The sequence below is a fragment of the Tsukamurella strandjordii genome, from assembly GCF_039525985.1.
GTDB lineage: Bacteria > Actinomycetota > Actinomycetes > Mycobacteriales > Mycobacteriaceae > Tsukamurella > Tsukamurella strandjordii.
This window is the reverse complement of the sequence record NZ_BAAAII010000002.1, coordinates 431,071-454,871: the sequence shown is the minus strand read 5'-3', so window position 1 is coordinate 454,871 and position 23,801 is coordinate 431,071. Positions and strand designations below refer to the sequence as shown.

Genomic DNA, 23,801 nt, shown 5'->3' with positions numbered 1-23,801 from the left:
CCTCATCCGTTCGGCCGAGGCGGACGGGAAGGGACCGGCCGTTCGCGGGATTCGGCGGGCGGCGATCCCGGTCATCGTGGAGGCATGAGATATCGCTTCCTCGACAGCCTGCGCGGCTTCGCCCTGCTGGGCATCCTCCTGGTGAACATCGTCGACCTGGTCGGCACCGCACAGGATGCGGCGGGACGGTCGGCGCTGGACCTGCTGGTCCAATCGCGGTTCGTCCCGATCTTCACCCTGCTGTTCGGCGCATCGCTCTACCTGATCGCCGACGGTGCGCGGCGCCGTGGCACGGCGGGCTGGGTTCCGCTGGTGTGGCGGATGGTGGGGCTCGGGGTGATCGGCGTCCTGCACTCCCTGGTCTACGACGGCGACATCCTGCGCATCTACGCGGCGATCGGACTCTTCGTGATTCCGCTGGTGGTGTGGCTGTCGCCGCGCTGGGTGCTGCTGATCGGCGTGGCGCTCACCATCGCCTCCTTCACGCTGGGAGCGGGAGCGACCGACTCCACGCCGGGGCTGATGCTGGTGGGCGCCGGCGCCGCCGGCATCGGCGTGCCCGCGCGGCTGGAGCGCTCGCCGAGGGCGGGGCTGTGGCTGGCCGGAGTGGGGCTCCTCGCCGCCGTGCCGCTGCTGCTGGCCTACTCGTCGATCGGCGGCGACCCGCGGTACTCCGTGGAAGGGACGCGAGCGGGAGTCGCGGCGGCGATCGTCTACATCGGCGTCCTCGCGATCGCCTGGCACTGGCGACCGGCCCGGGCGGCACTGCGCGCCGTCTTCGAACCCCTCGGCCGGATGTCGTTGACCAACTACGTGACCGCCTCGGTCGTCGTGGTCGTGCTGAAGGCCGTGGGCGTGCTGGGGCCGCAGACCCCACTGGCGACGGTGCTGGCGGTCGCGGTCGCGATCATCGCGGCGCAGTCGGTGGGGAGCCGGGTGTGGCTGTCCGGGCTGCGCTACGGTCCACTGGAATGGGTGCTGCGCGCGGTCACCTGGCGGTCGGTGCCGCCACTGCGTCGCGAGCGGCCCGCTGGGCGCGACTTCGACAGGGGTGGAAGCCGGATGACGACGTGGTCATGACGCGAGCGAACCGGATCGTGGTGATCGGGCTGCTCATCCTGGGATGGGCCGTCGGCACGCTGCTCTCGATCGCCTCGACGTCGTCGGACCTGGGACTGCTCGTGAACGGCGTGGGGTCGGTGGGTGCCCTCATCACGGTGATGGCTCTCCTGCGCCGGGCGCCCGCCGCCGCGGCCTGGAGCGGGATCGTGATCGCGGCGGCCGCGTTCGTCGCGGGCGCGGTGGTGGCGCCGGACCCGATCTGGCCGGCGGGGGTGTGCTGGGCGTTCGTGATCGCCGCGGGGCTCGCCGCGGCGCAGGCCGACACCGCGGCCGACGGTGCGCTCGAGGCCGTCGCGGCCCTGCTCGCCGTGCTCCCCGTGGTGCCGGTCGCGCTGCAGGACACGGGCATGTGGCTGATCGCCGTCCTCGCCGCCGGTGCGGTGTACGTGTCGATCATGTTCGGGCACAAGCACAGAACAGCGGAGCGACGACTCGAGCAGACCCGATCGGAGGTTCAGATGACGGAGCGAACGGCGATGGCGCGCGAACTGCACGACGTGATCGCCCACGAGGTGACGGGCATCGTGGTGCTCGCCCAGGCCGGGATCGCCGCGGGCGCGGACGCCGACGGCACGCTGGCCCGCATCGAGCGCAGCGGTTCGCGCGCCCTGGCCGACATCCGAGCCATGGTCGGCACCCTGCGCGAACCGGGCGAGGCGCCGCCGCCGCTGGCCCCGTCCGCCTCCGGATCGGAGCTCTCGGCCTCGCTCGGCGAACTGGCCCAGACCGGCGTGGACGTCACCGTCGATCCGGCGGTGGACACCGACGACGTGCCCGACCTGGTGCGTCTGGTGGCGCACCGGGTGGTCGCGGAGGGACTCACCAACGCCCGCAGGCACGCACCCGGCAGCACCGTGCGGGTCACCGTCGGGCGGGTCGACGGTGACCTGCGGGTGGACGTGGTCGACGACGGTGCCTCCGCCGACGCTCCGCCCGGCCCCGGACCGGGCGGTGGCACCGGACTGATCGGCCTGGCCGAGCGGGCGGCCACCGTCGGGGGCACGGTGACCTCCGGCCCCGATGGACCCGAGGGCGCCGGCTGGCGCCTCACCGCACACCTGCCGATCGATGGAGGTTCCTGATATGCCGATCACGGTGGTGCTCGCCGACGATCAGGAGATGGTGCGGATGGGGTTCGCGATGATCCTGGGGGCCGCTCCCGACATCGAGGTGGTCGGTCAGGCCGCCGACGGTGCCGAGGCGATCTCGGTGATCGCGCAGACCCGGCCGGACGTGGCCCTGCTCGACATCCGGATGCCCCGGCTGGACGGTATCGAGGTGTGCCGCCGGGTGACCGAGGCCGGCACCCGGGCGGTGATGGTGACGACCTTCGGCGAGCCGGACTACGTCGACGATGCGCTGGCCGCAGGGGCGTCGGGCTTCCTGCTCAAGGACGCGGGGCCGGAACTGCTGGTGGCGGCCGTCCGCGCCGCCGCCGAGGGCGATGCCTTGATCAGCCCCGAACTCACCGTGGATCTCCTGGCCCGGAACCGAGGAGCGGGCTCCCGGGGCGCGGCCGCGGACGCGATCGCCGGACTCACCCCGCGCGAACGCGAGGTGGCCTCCTGCGTGGCCCGCGGACGCACCAACGCCGAGATCGCCGACGAACTGGTGATCAGCCTGGGCACGGTGAAGACCCACCTCAGTGCCATCGGGCAGCGGCTCGGCGCCCGCAATCGGGTGGAGATCGCCGCGGCCATGTGGGCCGCGGGCGCGATGGACTGAGTTAGCGCGCCGCGGTGGTGGTGGTCGCCGGTGCCGCCGAGCTGGTGGCCGTCGGGGCCGCGCTGGTGGCGGGCAGGGTGCTCACCGACGGAGCGGCACTCGCCGACGGGGCCGTCGAGGCGCCGGAACCGGTGAGCACGAAGGTCCAGGTGCGGTTGTTCGCCGCATCGGTCAGCACCAGCTCGGAGCCGGAGCGCGACCACTGCCGCAGGCCGGTGAGCGCCTCGCGGATGGCGGTCTGAGTGCCCTTCGGATCGGGGCAGTACTTCTGGGTGCTCGCGACGCCGGCGCCGAAGTCCACCTTGTCGGCGGCGTTGGTCAGCGCGGTCGCGGTGCCCGAGAAGGCGTTGCAGGAGTCGTTGCCCGAGATGTTCGAGCCCTGCACGCGGAACCATGCGACGGGGTCGCTCTTGAAGCGCCACTGCGAGCCGACGATCGAGCCGGGCTTGGCGGGGGCCTTCGCGGTGGTGGGGGCGGCCGAGCCCGACTTCGACGGTGTCGCGGGGTCGGCTCCGGCGTAGCCGGCGCACCCGGCGGTCAGCAGTGCGGCGCCCGCGACGAGCGGGGCGATGAGGGAGGCGGTCTTGCGCGTCATGCGCACAAGTATGCCGCCTCCCTCGTCACAATGGAAACTTCAGTAACACCTCAGTTGGTCTTTTCGCCCGCCGGTTCCATGTCGAGCGTGGTGCGCAGCGGCCGGTTCGGCAGCAGCGCCACCGCGATCAGGGTGACCACCGCACAGGCGGCGGCGACCAGGAAGATGCGGCCCGTCGCATCGCCGTACGAGGCGCGGATGATCTCCTGGATCGGGCCGGGGAGCGCCGTCAGGTCGAGCTGCGCGCCGCTGCCCGAGCCGCCCGCCGGAGCGTGGATGCCCAGCTTGGCCAGGCCGCTCTGGGTGAGATCGGAGACCCGCGAGGTCAGCACGGCGCCCAGGGCGGAGACGCCGATCGCGCCGCCGAAGGTACGGAAGAAGGCCACCGAGCTCGACGCCGAGCCGATGTTCTGCACGCTCACCGTGTTCTGCACGGCCAGCACCAGGTTCTGCATGAGCGAGCCGACACCGAGGCCGACGATCGCGATGTACAGCATCACGGTGCTCAGCGGGGTCTCGTGGTCGATGGTGCCCAGCAGGGTGAAGCCGATGACCATGATCACCGCGCCGCCCACGACGAAGGGCTTCCACTTGCCGGTGCGGGTGATGAGCTGGCCCGAGGCCACCGACGAGACCAGCATGCCCAGCACCATCGGGATGGTGAGCACGCCCGCCATCGTGGGGGAGTAGCCGCGCGAGGTCTGGAAGTACAGGCCCAGGAAGGACGTGGCGCCGAACATGCCGACACCCACCGCGATCGAGGCGATGATCGCGAGCGCGGTGGTGCGCTCGGTGATGATGTGCAGCGGAATGATCGGATCCTTGGCCCGCGATTCGACGTACACGGTGAGGCCCAGCAGTAGGAAGCCCGCGATCAGGTAGGCGGCCGAGGTGCTGGAGATCCATTCGTAGTTCTTGCCGGCGAACGAGACCCAGATCAGCAGAACCGAGACGCCCGCGGTGAGCAGGGTGGCGCCGAGCCAGTCGATCGAGACGTCGTTCTTGCGCTGGGTGGGCAGGTGCAGGGTGCGCTGGATGAGGATCAGCGCGCCGACGGCCAGCGGGACGCTCACGTAGAAGCACCAGCGCCAGCCGATGTGGTCGGTGATGACGCCGCCCAGGATGGGTCCGCCGGACATCGAGACGGCCATGACGGCGCCCATGTAACCGGAGTACCGGCCGCGCTCACGCGGCGGGATGATGCTGCCGATGATGGCCACGACCAGGGCGGTGAGGCCGCCCATGCCGATGCCCTGGATCACGCGGGCGCCGAGGAGCACCTCGACGTTGGGCGAGGCGCCGGCGATCACCGAGCCCGCCACGAAGATGACGATCGCGGCCTGGACCAGGACCTTCTTGTTGAACAGGTCGGCCAGCTTGCCCCAGATCGGGGTGGACGCGGCGTTGGCAAGCAGCGCGGTGGTGATGACCCAGGAGAACGCGGTCTGCGAGGCGTGCAGGTCGGCGATGATCCGCGGGAGTGCCGTGGACACGATGGTGGTGCTCAGCAGCGCGGTGAACAGTGCGGCGAGCAGCCCGGCCATGACCTCGAGGATCTCTCGGTGGGTCATGGGGGCGGACGATGACTGATGTGGGGGTGCCTCCACGGTGTCCGACATCGCTACCTTCTTCCTTCAAGTTTCTAAGCAATAACGTGCAGGGTGCAACTGTAACGTTCGCGAAGATATTCCTCAAAGGAAATGACTGTGACTCGGGTCGCAGTAGTGAAACGTGTTCTAGATTGGTGCGTATGGCCTTCGTCATCGATCACACCCGCGAGATCGCCGCCCCCGCCGCCCTGGTGTGGCAGGCGCTCACCGACTTCGACAGCTACGGCGAATGGAACCCCTTCGCCGTCTCGGCCCGCTGCGATCTGCGGCCCGGCGGCGTGATCTCGATGCGGGTCGCCCTGTTCCCCGGCCGGGTGATGACGCAGAACGAGATCGTGGTCTCCGTCCAGGAGGGCCGCGGCTTCTCGTACCGGATGAAACCGGCCCCCGCGGGGCTGCTGCGCAGTATCCGGGACCAGCGCATCGACGATCTCGGGGACGGCCGCTCGCGGTACACGTCCCACTTCCAGCTCGACGGTCCGCTCTCGCCCGTGGTGGGAGCCCTTCTCGGGCCGAGCCTGCGGCGCGGCTTCGACGGCAACGTCGACGGGCTCGTGGGCCGGGCGGAGCAGCTCGCCCGCTGATCCGGACCGCTACTTCGCGCGCACCCGCCGGTTGAAGCGCGCGGTGGCGCGGGCCACGATCTCACCCGCGGGATCGGTCACGCGGACCACGAAGATGTCCTCCTTCGGCAGCCGCTCGGCCACCGATGCATCCGCGTGCAGCGTGTCGCCCAGGCGCGTGGGGCGCAGGTAGTCGATGTGGATGGAGCTGGCCACACCGGTGTGCTCGTCGTCGTTCGCCGCCGCGGCCACCGCGGTGCCCACCACGGCGAAGACGAAGGCTCCGTGCGTGGTCTCGTGCGGATTGAGGTGATCCTCCGTGACCGTGACGGTGGCCTCCGCGCGGCCGCCGCCGTGGCCGGTCACCTCGATCCCGAGATGCTGGGCGTACCGGTCGACGGGAGGCTGCGCGCTGCTCATGCCTCCATCCTCCCCGACGCGGATCAGCGCACGCGCAGCCCCTTCGGCGTCTTCGCGAATCCGGCGGCCGCCAGCGCGGCGGCCAGGGGCGAGGTGAGGGCCGGCGCACCGTCGACCTTCTCGATGGTGAGGCCGCCCAGCCGCGGCGCCGCCTCCGCGAGCGCTGCGAAGGCCGCCTCGGGAGCGTCGGTGAAGGTGAGCAGCGTGCGCCCACCCCGCTCGACGAAGGCGGCCAGCGCACCGTCGGCCAGCACCACGACGGCTCCGGGCTTACGGCCGGGCCGCGCCCCCGGGCCCTCGCCGGACGACGGGCGTTCGGGCCACGGCAGGGCGGCGCCGAACGGATTGGCCGGATCGGTGGCCGCGAGGACCAGCGGCGGCGCGGGCTCGCCGCGATCCTCCGCCTGCTGCAGCGCTGCCGCCGCCTCGCGCAGCGCGTCGACGGTGCCGTTGCGCGCGAACTGGGCCGCCCCGAGCCGCTCGATGAAGTAGCCGCGCCGCGCCTTCCCGGATTCCTCGAACGCGGCCAGGGTGCGGTACACCCGGGCGAAGCCGCCCTCCACGTGCTCGGCCATCACGGACCCCCGGGTGACCACGCCGTACCGCTCCAGGAGCTGCTCGGCGATGGTGTGCGAGCGGGCCGTCGGATCGTCGGCCTCCGGCGGTGCGGGCGGCAGCGACCACCGGCCCGCGACCATCGGCGGCGACTGCTCCACCGGCATCCGGAACCGCGCCCGCGGCGGACGGCGGGGGGAGCGGTGCGCGGTGGCGCGACGGCCGCCCGCGAGCCGGGCCCGCACCGGCGCGAAGGTGTCGCCGGAGAGGCGGCCCGCCCACACCAGGTCCCACAGCGCGTCCGGGGTGGCGCCGGTGAGCTGCCGGTACAGGTAGGCGCCGCCGCCGCGCACCGCGTCCTCGATCGCCTCGTGCGCGGCGGTGAGGTCGAGCTCGTCCGGCGGCGGGACGGTGAGCGGTGCGAGATCGGCGGGATGGAAGGCGATCCAGCCGTCCTGGGCGCCGATCGCGCCGTGGCCGGTCCACACCACCTCGCCGGAGGTGGTCAGCTCGTCGAGCATCGCGGGCGAGTAATCCCGCACCCGCTGCGGCAGGATCAGCGATTCCCACGCCGACGCCGGGATCGGAACGCCCGCGAGTTGATCGATCACGGTGGCCACGCCGTCGATCCCGCGCAGGGGCGACCGGAGGTGGTGCCAGTCGGCCAGGAACTCGCTGTAGGCGCGCTCGGGCACCGGCTCCACATCGTGTCGCAGCCGCGCCAGGCTGCGCTGCCGGATGCGCCGGAGCACCTCGGCATCGCAGAACTGCGGCGCATCAGCGGCATCCGGATCGTCGATCGCGATGAAACGACCCTCCACCACGCGGCGCGCCCGCACGAGATCGGTGAGGGTGCGGTGCACCACCGCGACACCGAGCCCGTACCGCCGGGCCACCTGCGCCGCCGTGAACGGACCGTGGCGGCGGGCGTACCGCGCGATGAGATCGCCGATCGGATCGGGAACCGCCTCGGTGAAGACCTGCGCGATACCGGGCTGCAGCGGTACGCCGAGGCCGTCGCGCAGACGGGCCGCATCCTCCACGGCGGCCACCCACTCGTCGCCGTACGCGAATGCCCTTCCCGCGTCGATCAGTTCGTCGACGGCGTGCCGGGCGTCGACCCCCTCGGACCGGTCGGCGATCTCGGTGCGCGTGAGCGGCCCGAGCTCGCGGATCAGATCGGCCACCTGCTCCAGGGTGCGAGCGCGGTACCCGGATGCGGTGCGCTGCAACTGCGCAGCCACCTCGGCCAGGATGTCGGCGTCCAGCAGCTCGGTGAGCTCGACCCGGCCCAGCAACTGGGACAGCACCGCCGGATCGAGGCTCAACACCGCCGCCCGGCGCTCGGCGAGCGGCGCATCGCCCTCGTACATGAACGCACCCACGTAGCTGAACAGCAGCGATGCGGCGAAGGGAGAGGGGGAGGCGGTCTCCACCTCGGCGATCCGCAGCGATCGTGATTCGAGCGAGCGGTGCACCGCGACGAGCTCGGGCACGTCGTACACGTCCTGCAGGCACTCGCGCACGGCCTCCAGCACGATGGGGAACTGCGGGTAGCCGCGCGCCACCTCCAGCAATTGGCTGGCCCGCTGCCGCTGCTGCCACAGGGGTGAACGCTTGCCCGGATCGCGGCGCGGCAACAGCAGGGCGCGGGCGGCGCACTCGCGGAACCGGGAGGCGAACAGCGCGCTGGATCCCACGGCCTCGGTGACCAGGCCATCGATCTCGTCGGGGTCGAACCGGAAGAGTTCGGCGCCGGGCGGCGCATCGTCGGTATCGGGCAGCCGCACCACGATCCCGTCGTCCGTGGCGGTGACGGCGCCGCTGAGCCCGAGCCGCTCGTTCAGCCGGGCGCCGACCGCCAGTGCCCAGGGCGCGTGCACCCGCATGCCGAGCGGGGAGTGCAGCGCCACCCGCCAGTCGCCGAGCTCGTCGCGGAAGCGTTCGACCACCAGCGTGCGATCGGTGGGCAGGACCCCGGTGGCCTCCTGCTGCTCGTCGAGCAGTGCCACCAGGTTGTCGGTGGCCCACTCGCCGAGGCCCACGGCACCCGCCCGCGCCGCCCGTTCCGGCCCGGAGAGCGCGGTGAACTCGCGCGTGAATCTGCCGATGGCGCGGCCGAGTTCGGCCGGACGGCCCACGGTGTCGCCCACCCAGAAGGGCAGCCGGCCGGGCTGGCCGAAGGCGGGGGAGACCAGCACGCGGTCGTGGGTGATCTCCTCGATCCGCCAGCTCGTGGCGCCCAGCGCGAAGACATCGCCCACCCGGGACTCGTACACCATCTCCTCGTCGAGTTCGCCCACGCGGGAAGCGCGTTCGCCCACCATGAAGACGCCGAACAGGCCGCGATCGGGGATGGCGCCGCCGGAGGTGACGGCGAGCCGACCGGCGCCGGGGCGGCCGGTGAGCGTTCCGGCATCCCGGTCCCACACCAGCCGCGGGCGCAGCTCGCCGAAGTCCTCCGACGGGTACCGCCCGGAGAGCAGATCGAGCACCGCCTCGTACGCCGAATCCGGCAGCGCGGCATAGGGATGGGCGCCCCGCACCAGGGCCAGCCACTCGTGCACGTCGAGCACGTCCATCGTGGCCGCCGCCACCGTCTGCTGGGCCAGCACGTCGAGCGGATTGCGCGGCACGGTGAGCTTCTCGATGGCGCCCTCGCGCATGCGCTGCACGGTGACGGTGCTGTGCAGCAGGTCGGTGCGGTGTTTGGGGAAGAAGACGCCGCGGCTGGGCTCGCCCACCTGGTGGCCGGCGCGGCCCACCCGCTGCAGGCCGGCGGCCACCGAGGGCGGCGCCTCCACCTGGATCACCAGATCGACCGCGCCCATGTCGATCCCGAGTTCCAGGCTGGACGTGGCCACCACGCAGCGCAGCCGCCCCGATTTCAGATCGTCCTCGATGATCGCGCGCTGTTCCTTGCTCACCGAACCGTGGTGGGCCCGCGCCAGCACCGCCTCGGCCCCGTGCGTCTGCCCGCTCGCGAGGACCTGGGCGGGGGCTCCGCCGGCGACGGCGGGATTGGGGCCACCGGCGCTCACTCCCGCGGCCAGTTCGTTGATCCGCGCCGTGAGCCGCTCCGCGAGCCGCCGCGAGTTGGCGAAGACGATGGTGGAGCGGTGCCGGTCGATGAGGTCGACGATCGCCGATTCCACGTGCGGCCACAGCGACCCCTGCTGCACGGGCTCTTCACCGTCGCCCGCGATCACGTCCAGCTCCGTCATGTCCGGGACCGGCACGGTGACGGTGAGCTCGAACTCCTTCTCCGACGGCGGGCGCACCACGGTGGCCGGGCGCGGACCGCCGAGGAAGGCGGCCACCTCCTGGGCCGGTTCCACCGTGGCGGACAGGCCGATGCGCTGTGCGGGCCGCTCCAGCAGGGCGTCGAGCCGCTCCAGGGAGAGCGCGAGGTGCGTACCGCGTTTGGTGCCCGCGACGGCGTGCACCTCGTCGACGATCACGGTGTGCACGCCCGCGAGGGTCTCCCGGGCCTGCGAGGTGAGCATGAGGAACAGTGACTCCGGCGTGGTGATCAGCACGTCCGGGGGAGTGCGCACCAGCTGCCGCCGCTGCTGGGCGGGGGTATCGCCGGACCGGACCCCCACCGTGATCCCGGGCGCCGGCTCGCCCCGCCGCTCGCGGACCCGGGCGATCCCGGTGAGCGGTGCGCGCAGGTTGCGCTCGACATCGACGGCGAGGGCCTTGAGCGGGGAGATGTACAGCACGGACGTGCCGGCCGGGCGGTCCGACGGTGCCGTATCGGCCAGCCGGTCCAGCGCCCAGAGGAAGGCGGAGAGCGTTTTGCCCGATCCGGTGGGCGCGACGACGAGGGTGTTGCGGCCCTTCGCGATGGACGCCCAGGCCTCGGCCTGCGCCGCGGTGGGGGCGGCGAAGGATTCGGTGAACCACTCGGCGGTGGCGGGCGTGAACGCCCGGAGGACGTCCGGCATGGATCCATCATGGCGCAGACGTCCGACAGATGAAGTTGTCCCCGTTTGTCCCGGATCGGCACTGGTTCGGCCGCAAGCCACGATGCTGTGCCGCAACTGGTGATTGAATCGCAAACGACAGAGTCCGAACGGGTCGACCCGTACTACGGGCGGCCCTCGTGAAGGTGGTGGAGATGGGCGAGCCCAAGGTCGAGTGTCCGGCCGGCGAGATCAGCGGTGCAGTGGTGGGAGGTGTCGCGCGGTACCTCGGGATCCCGTACGCGAAGCCTCCGGTGGGTGAGCGCCGGTTCGCCCTGCCCGAGCCCGTGGATCGGCTGCCGGGCGTCTTCGAGGCCACCGCGTTCGGGCCCACGCCGCCCGCGTCGATGGAGCTGCCCGCGCCGTACACCTATCCGGTGATCGAGGGCGACGACTGGCTCACGCTCAACGTGTGGACCCCGCCGGACGCGCAGCCCGGCGCGAACCTTCCCGTGTACGTGTGGTTCTACGGCGGCTCGTTCGCGATGGGCAGCACGGCGCAGTCCCTGTTCGACGGCACCACCTTCGCGCGGGACGGCGTGGTGTACGTCTCGGCCAACTACCGCGTGGGCCTGGAGGGCTTCACCCATCTGCCCGACGCACCGGACAATCGCGGCCTGCACGATCAGATCGCGGCACTGCAGTGGGTGCAGGCCAACATCGAGTCCTTCGGCGGCGATCCCAAGCACGTCACGATCGGTGGCGAGTCCGCGGGCTCGATGAGCGTGTCCACCCTGGCCACCACGAAGTACGCGGGAAGCCTGTTCCATCAGGTGATCTGCGAATCGGGTATCGGTGTGGCGGCGCCCGTGGAAACCGCCAAGCAGGCGGCCGAGCCGCTCAAGCCCGCCCTGGGCCTGCACCTGACCGCGGCGGCGCTGCGCGATAAGGACCCGCGTGAGCAGGCGGCGGCGGTGGCGAAGGTGATGCGCAAGCTGAGCCCGCACAACGTCCTGACCCTGTTCCCGCCGGTGGTCGACAACGATCTGGTGCCGGTCAATCCCGTGAGCCGGCTCAACCGCGGGCCGGTGCCGGTGCGCATGCTGATCGGCAACAACCAGAAGGAGTCCGACTTCTGGCGCGTCTTCGGCGAGTTCGTCCCGGGGGAGCACACCCTCAAGACGCTCGATGTGCTGCTGCGGCCGCTCGGGGTCACCGAGCCCGTGGTCACCGCCTACAAGAAGGTGTACGGGGGCACGCTCACGGCGGGCGAGATCTTCCTCGAGCTGTTGTCCGACGGTGCCTTCGGCGGACCCACGTACGCGGCGCAGACCGGCCAGGCCGAGAACTGCTACGCCTACTACTTCACCTGGCCGTCGAGCATCCACACCAAGACGCCGATGCACACGCTCGACCTGGGCTTCGCCTTCGACAACATCGCCGATCCCGGTTTCACGATGTACGCGGGCGATGGCGCGCCGCAGGCGTTGGCCGACGACATCCACGGCCGGTGGCTGCAGTTCATCAAGACCGGTGTCCCCGGTGACGACTGGAAGCCCTTCGGGTCGGAGGACGATGTGCACGTCTTCGGCCCGCCGGCGGCCCGCAACACCGAGGCGCTCAAGGCGTGGTCGTACTGATCGCCTGAGCGTCACCCGGATCGAACCGGCCCGAGGGCGTGTCGGTGGTGCGCGTCACCGCCGACACGCCCTCTCTTATTGTTGCCTGTGTGACTCATGTGATTCATGATGAATGTGAGGTTGAAACTAAGGAGTAGGCATGACTACGCACGCCACGCATCTCAGCCAGCGCCGCACCGCCCTGCGGGTCGCCGTCGCTGCCGCCGCCCTCGCCGTGGGGATCAGCGGCACCGTGACCGCCGTCGCCAAGGCGGATCAGCAGGTGGGCCGCTTCCTGGTGAAGGGCCAGATCGAGGTCTCCTACTTCGCGACCGGCGGCTGGGCCCGCTGGGGTGTGCCCCTGATCGCCGAGTCGAACGCCGCCCGCGGCGGCAAGTTCCAGACCTTCAAGGAGAACACCTCCTTCTACTGGCACCCGAGCGTCGACGGCGGCAATGCTCACCAGATCGGCGGCGCCATCCGCGCCAAGTGGGGCGAGAACCGCTGGGAGAACGGCCCGCTCGGCTACCCGATCACCGACGAGATCCAGGCACGCGGCCCGTTCAACAGCGTGAGCGGCGCCATGAACGCCTTCCAGGGCGGCGTCATCTACTGGTCGCCGACGAGCGGCACCTGGCCGGTGTGGGGCGAGATCCTGGTGAAGTGGAGCGCCGACAAGCGCGAGTCCGGCAAGTACGGCTACCCCACGGGGCCGGAGATCCGCACGGGCAACAGCTTCTCGCAGACCTTCCAGCGCGGTGTGATCACCTGGCCGTGACGCCGTCCGGCTCCACCCGGCGGGCGTGCCAGCCCGCGGCGGCCACGAAACCGATGAGCAGGGCGAGCATGATGCCCGCCGCCAGCACGAGCGGGACCTTCGTGAGCACCACGACCACGGCGAGCACCGCGGTGATGCTCAGGCCCACGTAGACGATCACGCGCTCGGTGCCGTCGATGCCGCCGGTGAGGTACACGAACAGCGTGAGACCGACGAGGTAGAGCAGCGGGCCACCCACGATCGCCGTCCCGGTGGCGAGCCGGGTGGCCTCACCGGGGTGCGCCATCATCAGTTCGGTGCCCACCGCCGTCACCAGGATCGCGCCCACGATCAGCGCGTGCGAGTAGGCGTAGCCGTGCAGGCCCATCCGGGTCATCTCGGACGAGCCGCGCATCCGGTCCAGCGCCTGCGCGGAGTGCCGGGCGAAGTACAGCCACCACAGCGCGCCGCAGGTCACGAAGCCGATCACGAGGGTGCCGAGCGTGCCCCATCCGGGCTCCAGATCGGCGTAGGTGCGTCCGGCGGAGAGCACCGCCTCGCCCAGCGCGACGATCACGATCAGCCGGCACCGTTCGGCCAGGTGCCCCGGTGCCACGGGCCAGGATTCGAGCGGTACCGCGCCGCGGCCGGGAAGCCGGAACCGGAAGATCGGCCCCGCCAGTTCGATCGCGATCGCGCCGCCCCACAGGGCCAGGCGGGCACCGTCGTGCTGGAAGGCCCCCGCGATCCACAGCGCTCCGGCGACGATCGACCAGACCGCCAGGCTGTGGAAGTACCTGCCCTCGGGCCGGTTCCGCAGCGCCACCACCATGTAGGCGGGCCGCAGCACCTGCATCGCCGTGATGGCGATGGCGAACTCCAGCCCGCGGGATTCGAAGGCCTCGGGGATCGCCGACGCCATGATCAGCGTGAGCAGCATGAGCGTGAGGAACAGGCCGCGTACCGGGAGCGCCCGCGGATTGTGCCAGACCGCGGTCCAGGTGGTGTAGTTCCACGCCCACCAGGCGGCGGCGAACATCACCGTGGCCTGCAGCGCGCCGATCCCGGTGAGGTTCTCCACCAGGAACTTGGCGAGCTGGATGGCGACGAAGACGTACACCAGGTCGTAGAACAGCTCCGTGGAGCTGACCTCGGGATCGTCCTTCTCGCGCCGCAGTGATCCCGTCACCGCCGCCAGGTGTTTGCTGCCCACTCAGCCGATCTTAGGGGTGGCACGGTCGATCAGCGTGCCGATGTCCAGGCCCCGCGGCAGGGTGCCGAAGACGCCGCCCCAGTCCGCGGCGAGGCGGGTCGCGCAGAAGGCGTCGGCGGCGGCCTGTTCGCCGCGGGTCACCAGCAGGGCGCCCTGGATCGCCAGCGCCGCGGCCTCCACCACGCGTCGCGCTCGGAATTCGAGCTGATCGACGTCGGAGAGTTCCGCCTTGAGCCGGGCCACCGCCGCGTCGAGCCGCGCGTCCGCGCCCGCCGCACCGTCGAGGAAGCCGAACAGCGCGGCCACGCTGGCGGGCTGGCGCGCAGCAGCCCGCAGCACGTCGAGCGCGGCCACGTTGCCCGAGCCCTCCCAGATCGAGAGCAGTGGCGCCTCGCGGTAGAGCCGCGGCATGCCCGACTCCTCCACGTAGCCGTTGCCGCCGAAGCACTCGATGGCCTCGGCCGCGTGGATCGGCCCGCGCTTGCACACGTGGAACTTGCTGACGGCCAGGGCGATCCGCCGCAGATCGGCGGCCGACGAGCCGTCGGGCATGGTGGCACCCGCCTGGGCGAGGTCGGTGAGCTCGGCCAGCCACATCGAGACGGCGGTGGCGGCCTCGGCCTCGGTGGCCAAGTCGGCCAGCACGTTCCGCATGAGCGGCTGGTCGATCAGTGCCGCCCCGAAGGCCTGACGGTGCGCGGCGTGGTGCGCCGCCTGCTGGGTGCCGATCCGCATGAGGGCCGCCGATCCGATGGTGCAGTCGAGGCGGGTCATGTTCACCATCTCCACGATGGTGCGCACGCCCGCACCCTCCTCGCCCACGAGATGGCCCACGGCACCGTCGTATTCGATCTCCGAGCTGGCGTTGCTGTGATTGCCCAGCTTGTCCTTGAGGCGCTGCAGGTGGAACCGGTTGCGCGTGCCGTCGGGCAGGATGCGGGGCACGAGAACGCAACTCAGGCCGCCCGGCGCCTGTGCGAGGGTGAGGAACATGTCCGACATCGGGGCGGAGGTGAACCACTTGTGGCCGGTCAGCAGGTACGTGCCGTCGGGCTGCGGGACCGCCCGGGTGGTGCCCGAGCGCACGTCCGAGCCGCCCTGCTTCTCGGTCATCGACATGCCGGCGGTGAGGCCGGGCTTGGTGGAGGGCACGCGCAGCACCGGATCGTAGATGCGAGTGCTGAGCAGCGGCTCGTACTGCGCGGCGAGCTCGGGGGCGTGCCGGAGGGCGGGAACGGCGGCGTAGGTCATCGAGATCGGGCAGGTGTGTCCCGCGTCCACCGCGGTCCACACGGAGAACTTCGCGGCACGCGTGAGATGGGCGTGCGGCGAGTCGGACGCCCACGGCGCGGCGTGCAGGCCCTGATCGATCGCGGCACTCATCAGCTGGTGATAGGCGGGATCGTACGTCACCTCGTCGACCCGGTTGCCGAACCGATCGTGCGTCTTCAGAACGGGCGGATGGGCATTGGCCAGCTCGCCCCAGTCGATCGCCTCGGCGCTGCCCGCGCGCCGCCCGGTCGCGTGGATCTCCTCCAGCGAATCAGTGGCTCCGGCGGACCGCACCGCATCCAGCAGCGGCGGGTACTGCGCGGCGTCGTAATCGACGAGTGGGGTGGCCTGATTGAAGACGTCGTGGGTGGCGGGCATGGGAATCATCTCCTGGAGCGGTTATTCGGGGGTGGCGCCGACGGCGCGAAGACAGAAGGCGATCGCCTCGTCGATGGTGTTCTCGGGCGGCTCCGCGGCGGCGCCGGGGGACAGGGGGCGCACCAGGGTCTCGGCGATGGCGCCGACGATCGCGGCGCCGGTGACGCGCGCGTCCTGGGCGGGGAAGTGGCCGGAGGCGACCCCGGCCGAGATCCGCTCGGCGGCCAGCGCGGCGTGCCCGTCCCGGTAGCTGCGGCGCAGCTCCTCGATGACGGTGCCGGCCGGTTCCAGCAGCAGGGCCCAGGCCAGGACGGGGGCGCGCAGCGCGCGCGTCCCGAAGCCGTGGACCTGGGCGATCACGGCCTCGCGCGGATCGGTGGGCTCTCGCAGATCAGCTGCGGTGCGCTGCAGTTCGCGTTCGGCGAAGACGGCGAAGACCTCGGCGTGCACACCGTCGATGCCGTCGAAGTGGCTGTACACCGAGCCCACGCCCACGCCGGCGGCCTGTGCGATGGCGCCCACCTTGGCATGGCCGAAGCCGCCCTCGGCCACCAGGCGGCAGGCCGCATCCACGATGTCGGCGCGGCGCTGCGCGAGCCGCGAGGCCACGCGCTCCGTCTGCCGGTAGGCCATCGATCCTCCAAGTTTCGAATTCGGATTCAGAGTATCGCGTGGCCCGGGTCACACACAAGAGTTCGGGCGAAGTGGTGGTGGTGCCGTGGTCGCACGCGGTGTTCGACTCGTGTTCATCGGCGTGCTCGTGGCTGTTCCCGCCGGAGTGCCGTCCCGGTCTTAGCGTGCCGGTATGAGTATTTCCCTACACTCTCGCGCTGTACACAGGCTCGCGGCGACCGCGCTCGTGGTAGCCGGTGCCACGATGTTCACGCCCGCCGCGGCTCATGCCGAGCTGCCGAGTTACGCCACCTGGCGGGCCGACGTGAAGGCCGCGATGTCGGGCGGGACTGCGTGGCTCGATCAGCGCAAGGCCCAGGGAGGAGAGCGGCTGGCGATCGTCCTCGACATTGACAACACTGCCCTGCAGACCGACTATCGGCCCGGTACAGCCACCCCCGAGGTGCTCGAGTTCGCCCGACACGCCAAGGACATCGGCTTCTCGGTGCTGTTCGCGTCGTACCGCACCAGCGCCGACAGTGCGACCTCCGCCGTCACCGCCGTCGGTTACCCGGTGGATGCGATGTGCCCGCGTACGCCTCGGGAGGCCCGGCATGCCACCGACAGTAAGCAGGCGTGCCGCCAGAAGTACGTGAGCGAGGGGTACACGATCACCGCGAACGTGGGCAATCGGCCGGGGGATTTCACCGGCGGCAACTACGAGAAGGCGTTCAAGCTTCCGGACTACAACGAGACATTGCAGTAGGCGCGTCGGCCACCCGGGCGAAGGCGCCGTGCCGGTATCACCGCGCGCCGGCCCGGAGGTAGTGACCGGTCTGCTGGTCACGACCGTAGCCCGGGACGAATTCGCCGAGCCGGAACACCACGCGGCCACCGATCGCAGTGGCGACCACCGTCGCGTCGTTGCGGTTGACCATGCGCGAGAGACCGTCGAAGAACGGTGCGGCCGCCTCGTTGTAGGCGTCCACGGCATCGTCGAGCTTCGCCGGATCGATGATCACGAAATCGGCTCGGTCCCCCTCGCGCAGGTGGCCGGCATCGAGGCCGAACCAGCCGGCGAGCTCGCCGGTGAGGCGGTGCACGGCGCGCCCCAGCGGCAGTACCGTGGCACCCCGCTGTTCCGCGTCGCGCATCCGCTTGAGGAAGCGCAGCGGGAAGTTGTAGAAGGCCATGTTGCGCAGGTGCGCACCGGCATCGGAGAAGCCGAGCTGGAAGTTCGGGTCCTTCGCCATCTCGTCGAGCACCGCGGGGCGGTGATTGCCCACGGTGGTGGTCCACCGGACGTTCTTCTCGCCGTTCTCCACGAGCACGTCCAGGAAGGCGTCCAACGGGGCGATGCCGCGCTCGTCGGCGATCTGTGCGAAGTTCTTGCCGATCAGCGACGTATCCGGACAGTCCACGATGACCGCATCGCGGAAGTCCTTGTGCCACAGGCCGGGCTTGTGCTTCTTGAGCGCGAACTCGCGGCGGAACCGGCGCCGGTACTCGGTATCGGCCATCAGCTCGTTGCGGTCGAGTTGATCGCGGATGTGCAACGCCGCGGTGCCCGCGCCGAACTCCTCGAAGACCGGCAGATCGATGCCGTCGGAGTACAGGGTGAAGGGGAGCGGCAGATGCTGGAACTTGATCTTCGAGCGGAAGATCCGGTTGCCGAGCGCCGCGCCCAGGCTGAGCACGCGGTGGGCGCCCTTGGCGGACTTGGAATCCGCCGCGACCAGCAGGCTGACCGGCACGGTCCGGCGGCGGGAGAACAGCCGGTTACCGGAGGCCAGGAAGAACATCACCACGGTGAGCGGGTTGTTGATGTTCGGTGCGCTCTGCAGGATGCGGCCTCGCTCGCGCAGCACGTTGATCAGGCGCCAGCGCTCGTGCCACCAGGCATAGGTCGAGGGCAGGGCGCGGGAGCGGTAGCGGTCACCGTCGAGCTTGTCGATCGGCGCGTCCATCCCGGACATGCCGAGCATCCCGGCGTCGAGCGCCCGGTCGAGCATCTGCGCCATCCGGTCCAGTTCGGCGCGGCTGGGCAGCGACCTGTTCTCGGTGGCGCGACCCAGGCCCATGACGGCGGTCCGCAGGTCCGAATGTCCCACGAAGGAGGCGATGTTCGGGCCCAGAGGCAGGGAATCGAGGCGCTTGATGTAGCCCTCGGGATCGGTCCAATCGCGGAAGTCCTCGAGCGCGGCGATCACGTGCTTGCGCGGCACGGCCTCCACGCGGCTGAACAGATCGGCCGCGTCCTCGGAGGTGGCGTACACCGTGGACATCGAGCAGCAGCCGAGCACCACGGTGGTCACGCCGTGCCGGACCGATTCGTCGAGGCCGGGGTTGAGCAGTATCTCGGCGTCGTAGTGGGTGTGGATGTCCACGAAGCCCGGCATCACCCACCTGCCGGCGGCGTCGATCACCTCGGGGCATCCGGCCTCGTCGAGCGGTTCGGCGGAGACCGTGGCCACCCGGCCGTCCCGGATGCCGAGGTGCGCGCGCCGGGGCTCGGCGCCCGTGCCGTCGAACCAGAGCCCGTCACGGACGATGAGGTCGAAGCTCATGAGGCCCCCTTGTCGCCGATACGATTAGCAGTGTAATCGATCGGCGGGGTGCGCGTCGGGCCTCGGGATCGGCGCCGAGGCCCGACGGCGCTGCTAACCCAGGTTGCGCGCGGTGGCGGCGGTCAGCTCGTCGAGCACGCCCTGCAGCTCGGCCTGGCGGCGATCCAGCGGCGCGAAGTTGCCCTCGCCGTCGAAATCGGTGAACAGGCCCAGGCTCACCTGCGAGCGGGCATCGACCATGGAGAAGTTGGCGGTGATCTGGCGCCAGTGCTCCACCGCACGCACGCCGCCGTCGGCGCCGTAGGCCACGAAGGCCACGGTCTTGCCGGCCCACTCGGGTCCGATGGAGTCGAAGGCGTTCTTGAAGGCGCCGGGCACCGAGTGGTTGTACTCGGGGGTGACGAAGATGAAACCGTCCTGCGCGTCGACGGCCTGGCCCCAAGCGGTCACGGCCGCGTTGTCGTACTGACGGTTCGCGGCACCCGGCACGGTGGCGGAGGTGAGCAGCGGGACGTCGTACTCCTTGAGGTCGAGGACGGTGACCTCGACGCCCTCGCGCGCGCCGGCTGCGGCAGCGACCCACTGCCCGATCTGCTCGGCCTTGCGTCCGTCGCGGATGGAGCCCTCGATGACACCGATCTTCATGGGAAGTCCTTTCGTGTGCTCAGCCCGGCCGGTCCGGGCGACTCCACCACGGTAGCGTAACGGACCGCGGTCCGCTAGGCGAGGTTCCGGCAAACCCGATTGCCGAGTCGGCACAATGGGGGCATGACCGAAGCGACCGATCCGGTACTGGCCCAGGTGGGTCCGCGATTGCGCGCCATCCGCCAGGAGCGCGATATCACCCTCACCGCCGTCGCCGAGGCCACCGGGATCTCGGTGAGCACCCTCTCCCGGCTGGAGGGCGGCTCCCGCAAGCCCACCCTGGAACTGTTGCTCCCGCTCGCGCGGACCTACGGACTGCCGCTCGACGAGCTCGTCGACGCCCCCGAGACCGGCGATCCGCGCGTGCGGCTCAAGCCCGTCCGGCACGGCGACCGCACCATCGTCCCGCTCACCCGCCGGGCCGGCGGACTGCGCACGTTCAAAGAGGTGATCCGGCCGCAGCCGGGCACGCGGACCCACACCCAGGTCTCACATCCGGGCTATCACTGGGTGTACGTGCTCGACGGGAACCTGCGCCTGATCCTCGGCGAGAAGGACATGATCATCAAGCCCGGCGAGGTGATCGAATTCGACACCCGGCTACCGCACTGGTTCGGCAGCGCCGACGACAAACCCGTTGAGTACCTGGGCATCTACGGGCCGCAGGGCGAACGTGCCCATCACGTCTAGGGGGAATGACGGCGCGCTTGCAGCCGTTCGTCCGAGATAACCGTGTCTCGGTCGCAGTTTCGTCTCAGCACTGCCGAGCCGGTCATGTTCGGGCACAATCAGATCAAGGAGCCCGCGACTGCAACATTGCAGCGCGTCCAACCGGTTCAGCCGACCGGGCGGAGCGGGTGACTGGCCGTGCGCCCAGCGCTGTGCGCGACGGAATCACTACCGATGTCGATGTTCCCGGGACCACGGAAGTGCGCGTCAGCGATCGCGCTCCCCGCGCTCGAGCGTTCGTGCTCGCGCGTTCATGCCCGCGCGTTCATGCCCGCGCGAGGGACTTCATCCCGGAACCACCTGCAAGGAGGCCCCATGACGCTCTCGCGACGCAGCCTGTTCCCCGCCGCCCTCACTGTCACCGCCGCCTCGGCATTCGCAGCGACCAACCCCGGCGCCGTCTTCGCAGCTCCCTCGCCACCGCGGGTTCGCGACGCATCGGCACTGTCGGGTGCAGATCGTGCGTACCACGAAGGTTTCATGCGCCAGGCGGTCGCCGAAGGCCGGAAGAACGCCAGCTATCCCTTCGGCGCGGTCATCGTCGATCGACGCACCGATGCGGTGGTGGCGCGCGGGGCCAACTCGTCGAAGACGAACCCCATCCTGCACGGCGAAATAGTCGCGATCAACGACTACGCCGATCGAGGGCTGAGCGCGTGGGCCGACACGACCCTGTACACCACGGGAGAGCCCTGCTCCATGTGTATGAGCGCCATGGCGTGGTGCGGCATTCGGACCATCGTGTGGGCCACCTCGATCGCAGGCATCCGAGCGGCAGGCATCTCGCAGATCGACCTGGACGCGGTCGATGTCGCGAGTCGATCCGCCGAACTCAATCCGCGTGGTTTCGATCTCATCTCGGGAGTCCTCCGAGAGGAGACGGATGTCATGTTCCTCCAACGGAAACGGTGAATCGAGCACCGACGCCGCCCCGAACGGGCCGCGAGTCGCTCAGTCGCTGCTGAGGCCGGTGGCCTTGCGGAGGTGACTGACGCCGGGGAGCTTGTTGACGCCCTTCTGGACGTCGGTGAGCTTGTTCGTGACCTCGACCAAGGGCGGGAGCACCGCGTCGAGGGTGTTCAGCGCGGGATCGGCCACCGCGGTCATCCGCTCGACCCGGTCGATCACGTTGTTCGCGCGCTCGATCATGTCGGCCATCGCGAGCATCATCTTCGGCAGCTCGGAGATCAGCTCGATGGTGTCGGGCGGGACGGTGCTGAGCTTGCCCACGCTGTTGACCGTGCGGCCGGTGTTGTCCATCGCGCGGGTGGCCGCGGAGCGCACCGAATCCACCAGACCGGTCATCGAGTCCGAGATGGACGGGGGAACCTTCTCGGGTTCCTTCTTCTTCGCCATGCACAGATCATCGCGCGGCGCGGGGCCGGGCGGGGCGATTTCGCTAGAGCGAGGCGCCGAATCGCGTCACCGCATCGCGCGCGGTGCGCAGGCCCTCGGAATCGGGACCGTCGACGGTGACCTCGCCCGACGGCTGCAGCGTGACCTCGCCGATCGAATCACCGGTGGTGTTCACGCGGACGGCCCAGGCGTAGGCCTCATCGGCCAGCCAGGCGTCGGGGCGCAGTTCCGTGAGGTACCACGCCCCGACGTTGAGGCCTATCGGATCCACGATCCGGTTCTTCCAGCTACTCCGCGGACTTCAGCTCGAGGAGCACGGTGCCCTGCGTGACGGCGGTGCCCGGCTCGACCGACAGGCCGGTCACGACACCGTCCTTGTGCGCGGCCACCGGGTTCTCCATCTTCATGGCCTCCAGGACCACGACCAGCTCGCCGGCCTTGACCTCCTGGCCCTCCTCGACGGCCACCTTGACGACCGTGCCCTGCATCGGAGCGGTCACCGAGTCACCGGTCGCGGCCACGCCGGCGCTCCGGTCACGGGTGCGCGGCTTCGGCTTGCGGCGGATCACCCCGGCGCCACCGGCGTTGCCGCCGCCGCCCAGCGACAGCTCGCCCGGGAGCGAGACCTCGACGCGGCGGCCGTCGACCACCACGACCACGTTCTGGCGGGGGAGCGAGTCGTCCTCCTCGATGGCCTGGCCACCGGCGTAGGGCTCGATCGGGTTCTCCCAATCGGTCTCGATCCACTTGGTGTAGATGTCGAACTTCTCGCCGTCGCCGATGAAGGCGGGGTTGGAGACGATGTGGCGGTGGAACGGGATGACCGTCGCGAGGCCCTCGACCTCGAACTCGGCCAGCGCGCGCCGCGAGCGCTCGAGCGCCTCCTGGCGGGTCGCGCCGGTCACGATGAGCTTGGCCAGCATCGAGTCGAACTGGCCGCCGATCACATCGCCCTGATCCACGCCGGAGTCGACGCGCACGCCGGGGCCGGTGGGCTCGCGGTACACGGTGATGGGGCCGGGGGCGGGCAGGAAGCCGCGACCGGCGTCCTCGCCGTTGATCCGGAACTCGAAGCTGTGACCGCGCGGAGTGGGATCCTCCGTGATCGTCAGCTCCTTGCCCTCGGCGATGCGGAACTGCTGGCGCACCAGGTCGATACCCGCGGTCTCCTCGGTGACCGGGTGCTCCACCTGCAGGCGCGTGTTCACCTCGAGGAAGCTGACCAGGCCATCGGCGGCCACGAGGAACTCCACGGTGCCGGCACCGTAGTAGCCCGCCTCGCGGCAGATGTCCTTGGCGGACTGGTGGATGCGGGCGCGCTGCTCGTCGGTGAGGAAGGGTGCGGGCGCCTCCTCGACCAGCTTCTGGAAGCGGCGCTGCAGCGAGCAGTCGCGGGTGCCCGCGACCACCACGTTGCCGTGCTGATCGGCGATGACCTGCGCCTCGACGTGGCGGGCCTTGTCCAGGTAGCGCTCCACGAAGCACTCGCCGCGACCGAAGGCCGCCACGGCCTCACGGGTGGCCGACTCGAACAGCTCGGGGATCTCCTCGATGGTGTACGCGACCTTCATGCCGCGGCCACCGCCGCCGAACGCCGCCTTGATGGCGACGGGCACGCCGTACTCCTTGGCGAAGGCGACGACCTCGTCGGCGTCCTTGACCGGGTCCTTGGTACCGGGGGCCATCGGCGCGTTGGCGCGCTCGGCGATGTGCCGCGCGGTCACCTTGTCGCCCAGGTCACGGATCGACGACGGCGACGGGCCGATCCAGGTGAGGCCCGCGTCGATCACGGCCTGCGCGAAGTCGGCGTTCTCCGACAGGAAGCCGTAGCCGGGGTGGATCGCATCGGCACCGGACTTCGCGGCGGCGTCCAGGATCTTGTCGAAGACCAGGTACGACTCGGCGGAGGTCTGGCCGCCCAGCGCGAAGGCCTCGTCGGCCAGGCGCACGAACTTGGCGTCGGCGTCGGGCTCGGCGTAGACGGCGACGCTGGTCAGGCCGGCATCTCGCGCGGCCCGGATCACGCGAACCGCGATCTCGCCGCGGTTGGCGATGAGCACCTTCTCGATCTTCTTATCGGCGTGCGCTGCCACTCAATCTCCTCGTTCCAGGCTGCGCGAGGGTGCGCGCGCAGCCGTCTGTGTACACCCGTTGT

Annotated in this window: 21 protein-coding genes; 9 read left to right on the top strand and 12 right to left on the bottom strand. The window is 70.6% G+C overall.

The genetic code is table 11. From position 1 onward, the window contains the following. Positions 1-84: 84 nt before the first annotated feature. From ABD108_RS02960 to ABD108_RS02950, 3 genes are read left to right on the top strand one after another with little or no spacing between them, the layout of a single operon-like run. On the top strand, positions 85-1,080 hold the full coding sequence (locus ABD108_RS02960) for a DUF418 domain-containing protein (RefSeq protein ID WP_343929220.1): 996 nt from the start codon (positions 85-87) through the stop codon (positions 1,078-1,080). Beyond that, positions 1,077-2,204 carry a sensor histidine kinase gene (locus ABD108_RS02955; RefSeq protein WP_343929217.1) on the top strand — a complete coding sequence of 376 codons (1,128 nt, stop codon included), beginning with the start codon at positions 1,077-1,079 and terminating at the stop codon, positions 2,202-2,204. The genes ABD108_RS02960 and ABD108_RS02955 overlap by 4 nt, the downstream gene beginning before the upstream one ends. Position 2,205: 1 nt before the next feature. Then, positions 2,206-2,847, top strand: coding sequence for a response regulator (locus ABD108_RS02950; RefSeq protein ID WP_220656305.1), 642 nt, complete (start codon positions 2,206-2,208; stop codon positions 2,845-2,847). 1 nt (position 2,848) lies between these two features. On the opposite strand, the gene ABD108_RS02945 is transcribed toward ABD108_RS02950, so the two are convergent. Together ABD108_RS02945 and ABD108_RS02940 are read right to left on the bottom strand one after the other, a co-directional pair. Further along, entirely contained in the window at positions 2,849-3,442 is a 594-nt protein-coding gene (locus ABD108_RS02945; RefSeq protein WP_343929215.1) for an META domain-containing protein, read from the bottom strand. 50 nt (positions 3,443-3,492) lie between these two features. Continuing rightward, positions 3,493-5,013, bottom strand: coding sequence for an MDR family MFS transporter (locus ABD108_RS02940; RefSeq protein WP_344186673.1), 1,521 nt, complete (start codon positions 5,011-5,013; stop codon positions 3,493-3,495). A gap of 179 nt (positions 5,014-5,192) precedes the next feature. On the opposite strand from ABD108_RS02940, the gene ABD108_RS02935 reads away from it, so the two are divergent. Beyond that, a complete protein-coding gene (locus ABD108_RS02935; protein WP_220656302.1) occupies positions 5,193-5,636 on the top strand; it encodes an SRPBCC domain-containing protein in 444 nt (147 codons plus the stop codon). Positions 5,637-5,645: 9 nt separating this feature from the next. Here the strand turns inward: ABD108_RS02935 and ABD108_RS02930 are convergent, their stop codons facing one another. Next, entirely contained in the window at positions 5,646-6,035 is a 390-nt protein-coding gene (locus ABD108_RS02930; RefSeq protein WP_343929211.1) for a hotdog fold thioesterase, read from the bottom strand. A gap of 23 nt (positions 6,036-6,058) precedes the next feature. Next, the gene (locus ABD108_RS02925; protein ID WP_343929209.1) at positions 6,059-10,540 is read right to left on the bottom strand and encodes an ATP-dependent helicase; all 4,482 of its coding nucleotides are present in this window, start codon (positions 10,538-10,540) and stop codon (positions 6,059-6,061) included. 173 nt (positions 10,541-10,713) lie between these two features. On the opposite strand from ABD108_RS02925, the gene ABD108_RS02920 reads away from it, so the two are divergent. Then, positions 10,714-12,138, top strand: a complete 1,425-nt coding sequence (locus tag ABD108_RS02920; RefSeq protein ID WP_305109978.1) for a carboxylesterase/lipase family protein — start codon at positions 10,714-10,716, stop codon at positions 12,136-12,138. Between the two features lie 139 nt (positions 12,139-12,277). Further along, the gene (locus ABD108_RS02915; RefSeq protein ID WP_220656298.1) at positions 12,278-12,895 is read left to right on the top strand and encodes an LGFP repeat-containing protein; all 618 of its coding nucleotides are present in this window, start codon (positions 12,278-12,280) and stop codon (positions 12,893-12,895) included. Here ABD108_RS02915 and ABD108_RS02910 read toward each other — a convergent pair. The 3 genes from ABD108_RS02910 to ABD108_RS02900 are packed head-to-tail and all read right to left on the bottom strand — an operon-like array spanning position 12,882 to position 16,370. Continuing rightward, on the bottom strand, positions 12,882-14,087 hold the full coding sequence (locus ABD108_RS02910) for a low temperature requirement protein A (protein WP_343929207.1): 1,206 nt from the start codon (positions 14,085-14,087) through the stop codon (positions 12,882-12,884). The two genes, ABD108_RS02915 and ABD108_RS02910, sit on opposite strands and share 14 nt — an antisense overlap. Next, positions 14,088-15,737 (bottom strand): acyl-CoA dehydrogenase family protein, encoded by a 1,650-nt coding sequence (locus ABD108_RS02905; protein WP_343929205.1) that lies wholly within the window; start codon positions 15,735-15,737, stop codon positions 14,088-14,090. Between the two features lie 21 nt (positions 15,738-15,758). Further along, positions 15,759-16,370, bottom strand: a complete 612-nt coding sequence (locus tag ABD108_RS02900; protein WP_343929203.1) for a TetR/AcrR family transcriptional regulator — start codon at positions 16,368-16,370, stop codon at positions 15,759-15,761. 244 nt (positions 16,371-16,614) lie between these two features. Between ABD108_RS02900 and ABD108_RS02895 the strand changes: the two genes are divergently transcribed. Further along, entirely contained in the window at positions 16,615-17,115 is a 501-nt protein-coding gene (locus ABD108_RS02895) for an HAD family acid phosphatase (protein ID WP_343929201.1), read from the top strand. Positions 17,116-17,152: 37 nt separating this feature from the next. Here ABD108_RS02895 and ABD108_RS02890 read toward each other — a convergent pair whose 3' ends face one another. Both ABD108_RS02890 and ABD108_RS02885 read right to left on the bottom strand, forming a co-directional pair. After that, on the bottom strand, positions 17,153-18,916 hold the full coding sequence (locus ABD108_RS02890) for an N-acyl-D-amino-acid deacylase family protein (RefSeq protein WP_343929199.1): 1,764 nt from the start codon (positions 18,914-18,916) through the stop codon (positions 17,153-17,155). Between the two features lie 93 nt (positions 18,917-19,009). Beyond that, the gene (locus ABD108_RS02885) at positions 19,010-19,561 is read right to left on the bottom strand and encodes an NADPH-dependent FMN reductase (protein ID WP_220656293.1); all 552 of its coding nucleotides are present in this window, start codon (positions 19,559-19,561) and stop codon (positions 19,010-19,012) included. Between the two features lie 123 nt (positions 19,562-19,684). Between ABD108_RS02885 and ABD108_RS02880 the strand changes: the two genes are divergently transcribed. Then, the gene (locus ABD108_RS02880; protein ID WP_343929197.1) at positions 19,685-20,251 is read left to right on the top strand and encodes a helix-turn-helix domain-containing protein; all 567 of its coding nucleotides are present in this window, start codon (positions 19,685-19,687) and stop codon (positions 20,249-20,251) included. Between the two features lie 213 nt (positions 20,252-20,464). Then, complete coding sequence (locus ABD108_RS02875; protein ID WP_343929195.1) at positions 20,465-21,202, top strand: nucleoside deaminase; 738 nt, start codon at positions 20,465-20,467, stop codon at positions 21,200-21,202. 39 nt (positions 21,203-21,241) lie between these two features. Here ABD108_RS02875 and ABD108_RS02870 read toward each other — a convergent pair whose 3' ends face one another. The 3 genes from ABD108_RS02870 to ABD108_RS02860 are packed head-to-tail and all read right to left on the bottom strand — an operon-like array spanning position 21,242 to position 23,739. Then, the gene (locus ABD108_RS02870) at positions 21,242-21,646 is read right to left on the bottom strand and encodes a hypothetical protein (protein WP_305109968.1); all 405 of its coding nucleotides are present in this window, start codon (positions 21,644-21,646) and stop codon (positions 21,242-21,244) included. 43 nt (positions 21,647-21,689) lie between these two features. Next, positions 21,690-21,917, bottom strand: coding sequence for a hypothetical protein (locus ABD108_RS02865; RefSeq protein ID WP_343929193.1), 228 nt, complete (start codon positions 21,915-21,917; stop codon positions 21,690-21,692). Between the two features lie 16 nt (positions 21,918-21,933). Then, the gene (locus ABD108_RS02860; protein WP_305109967.1) at positions 21,934-23,739 is read right to left on the bottom strand and encodes an acetyl/propionyl/methylcrotonyl-CoA carboxylase subunit alpha; all 1,806 of its coding nucleotides are present in this window, start codon (positions 23,737-23,739) and stop codon (positions 21,934-21,936) included. Positions 23,740-23,801: the final 62 nt, after the last annotated feature.

Coding starts and splice junctions, on each gene's coding strand:
- ABD108_RS02935 (WP_220656302.1), top strand. CDS start 5,193: ATGGCCTTCGTCATCGATCACACCCGCGAGATCGCCGCCCCCGCCGCC.
- ABD108_RS02890 (WP_343929199.1), bottom strand. CDS start 18,916: ATGAGCTTCGACCTCATCGTCCGTGACGGGCTCTGGTTCGACGGCACG.
- ABD108_RS02925 (WP_343929209.1), bottom strand. CDS start 10,540: ATGCCGGACGTCCTCCGGGCGTTCACGCCCGCCACCGCCGAGTGGTTC.
- ABD108_RS02870 (WP_305109968.1), bottom strand. CDS start 21,646: ATGGCGAAGAAGAAGGAACCCGAGAAGGTTCCCCCGTCCATCTCGGAC.
- ABD108_RS02945 (WP_343929215.1), bottom strand. CDS start 3,442: ATGACGCGCAAGACCGCCTCCCTCATCGCCCCGCTCGTCGCGGGCGCC.
- ABD108_RS02885 (WP_220656293.1), bottom strand. CDS start 19,561: ATGAAGATCGGTGTCATCGAGGGCTCCATCCGCGACGGACGCAAGGCC.
- ABD108_RS02960 (WP_343929220.1), top strand. CDS start 85: ATGAGATATCGCTTCCTCGACAGCCTGCGCGGCTTCGCCCTGCTGGGC.
- ABD108_RS02895 (WP_343929201.1), top strand. CDS start 16,615: ATGTTCACGCCCGCCGCGGCTCATGCCGAGCTGCCGAGTTACGCCACC.
- ABD108_RS02880 (WP_343929197.1), top strand. CDS start 19,685: ATGACCGAAGCGACCGATCCGGTACTGGCCCAGGTGGGTCCGCGATTG.
- ABD108_RS02905 (WP_343929205.1), bottom strand. CDS start 15,737: ATGCCCGCCACCCACGACGTCTTCAATCAGGCCACCCCACTCGTCGAT.
- ABD108_RS02950 (WP_220656305.1), top strand. CDS start 2,206: ATGCCGATCACGGTGGTGCTCGCCGACGATCAGGAGATGGTGCGGATG.
- ABD108_RS02940 (WP_344186673.1), bottom strand. CDS start 5,013: ATGACCCACCGAGAGATCCTCGAGGTCATGGCCGGGCTGCTCGCCGCA.
- ABD108_RS02900 (WP_343929203.1), bottom strand. CDS start 16,370: ATGGCCTACCGGCAGACGGAGCGCGTGGCCTCGCGGCTCGCGCAGCGC.
- ABD108_RS02875 (WP_343929195.1), top strand. CDS start 20,465: ATGTCGATGTTCCCGGGACCACGGAAGTGCGCGTCAGCGATCGCGCTC.
- ABD108_RS02930 (WP_343929211.1), bottom strand. CDS start 6,035: ATGAGCAGCGCGCAGCCTCCCGTCGACCGGTACGCCCAGCATCTCGGG.
- ABD108_RS02920 (WP_305109978.1), top strand. CDS start 10,714: ATGGGCGAGCCCAAGGTCGAGTGTCCGGCCGGCGAGATCAGCGGTGCA.
- ABD108_RS02915 (WP_220656298.1), top strand. CDS start 12,278: ATGACTACGCACGCCACGCATCTCAGCCAGCGCCGCACCGCCCTGCGG.
- ABD108_RS02955 (WP_343929217.1), top strand. CDS start 1,077: ATGACGCGAGCGAACCGGATCGTGGTGATCGGGCTGCTCATCCTGGGA.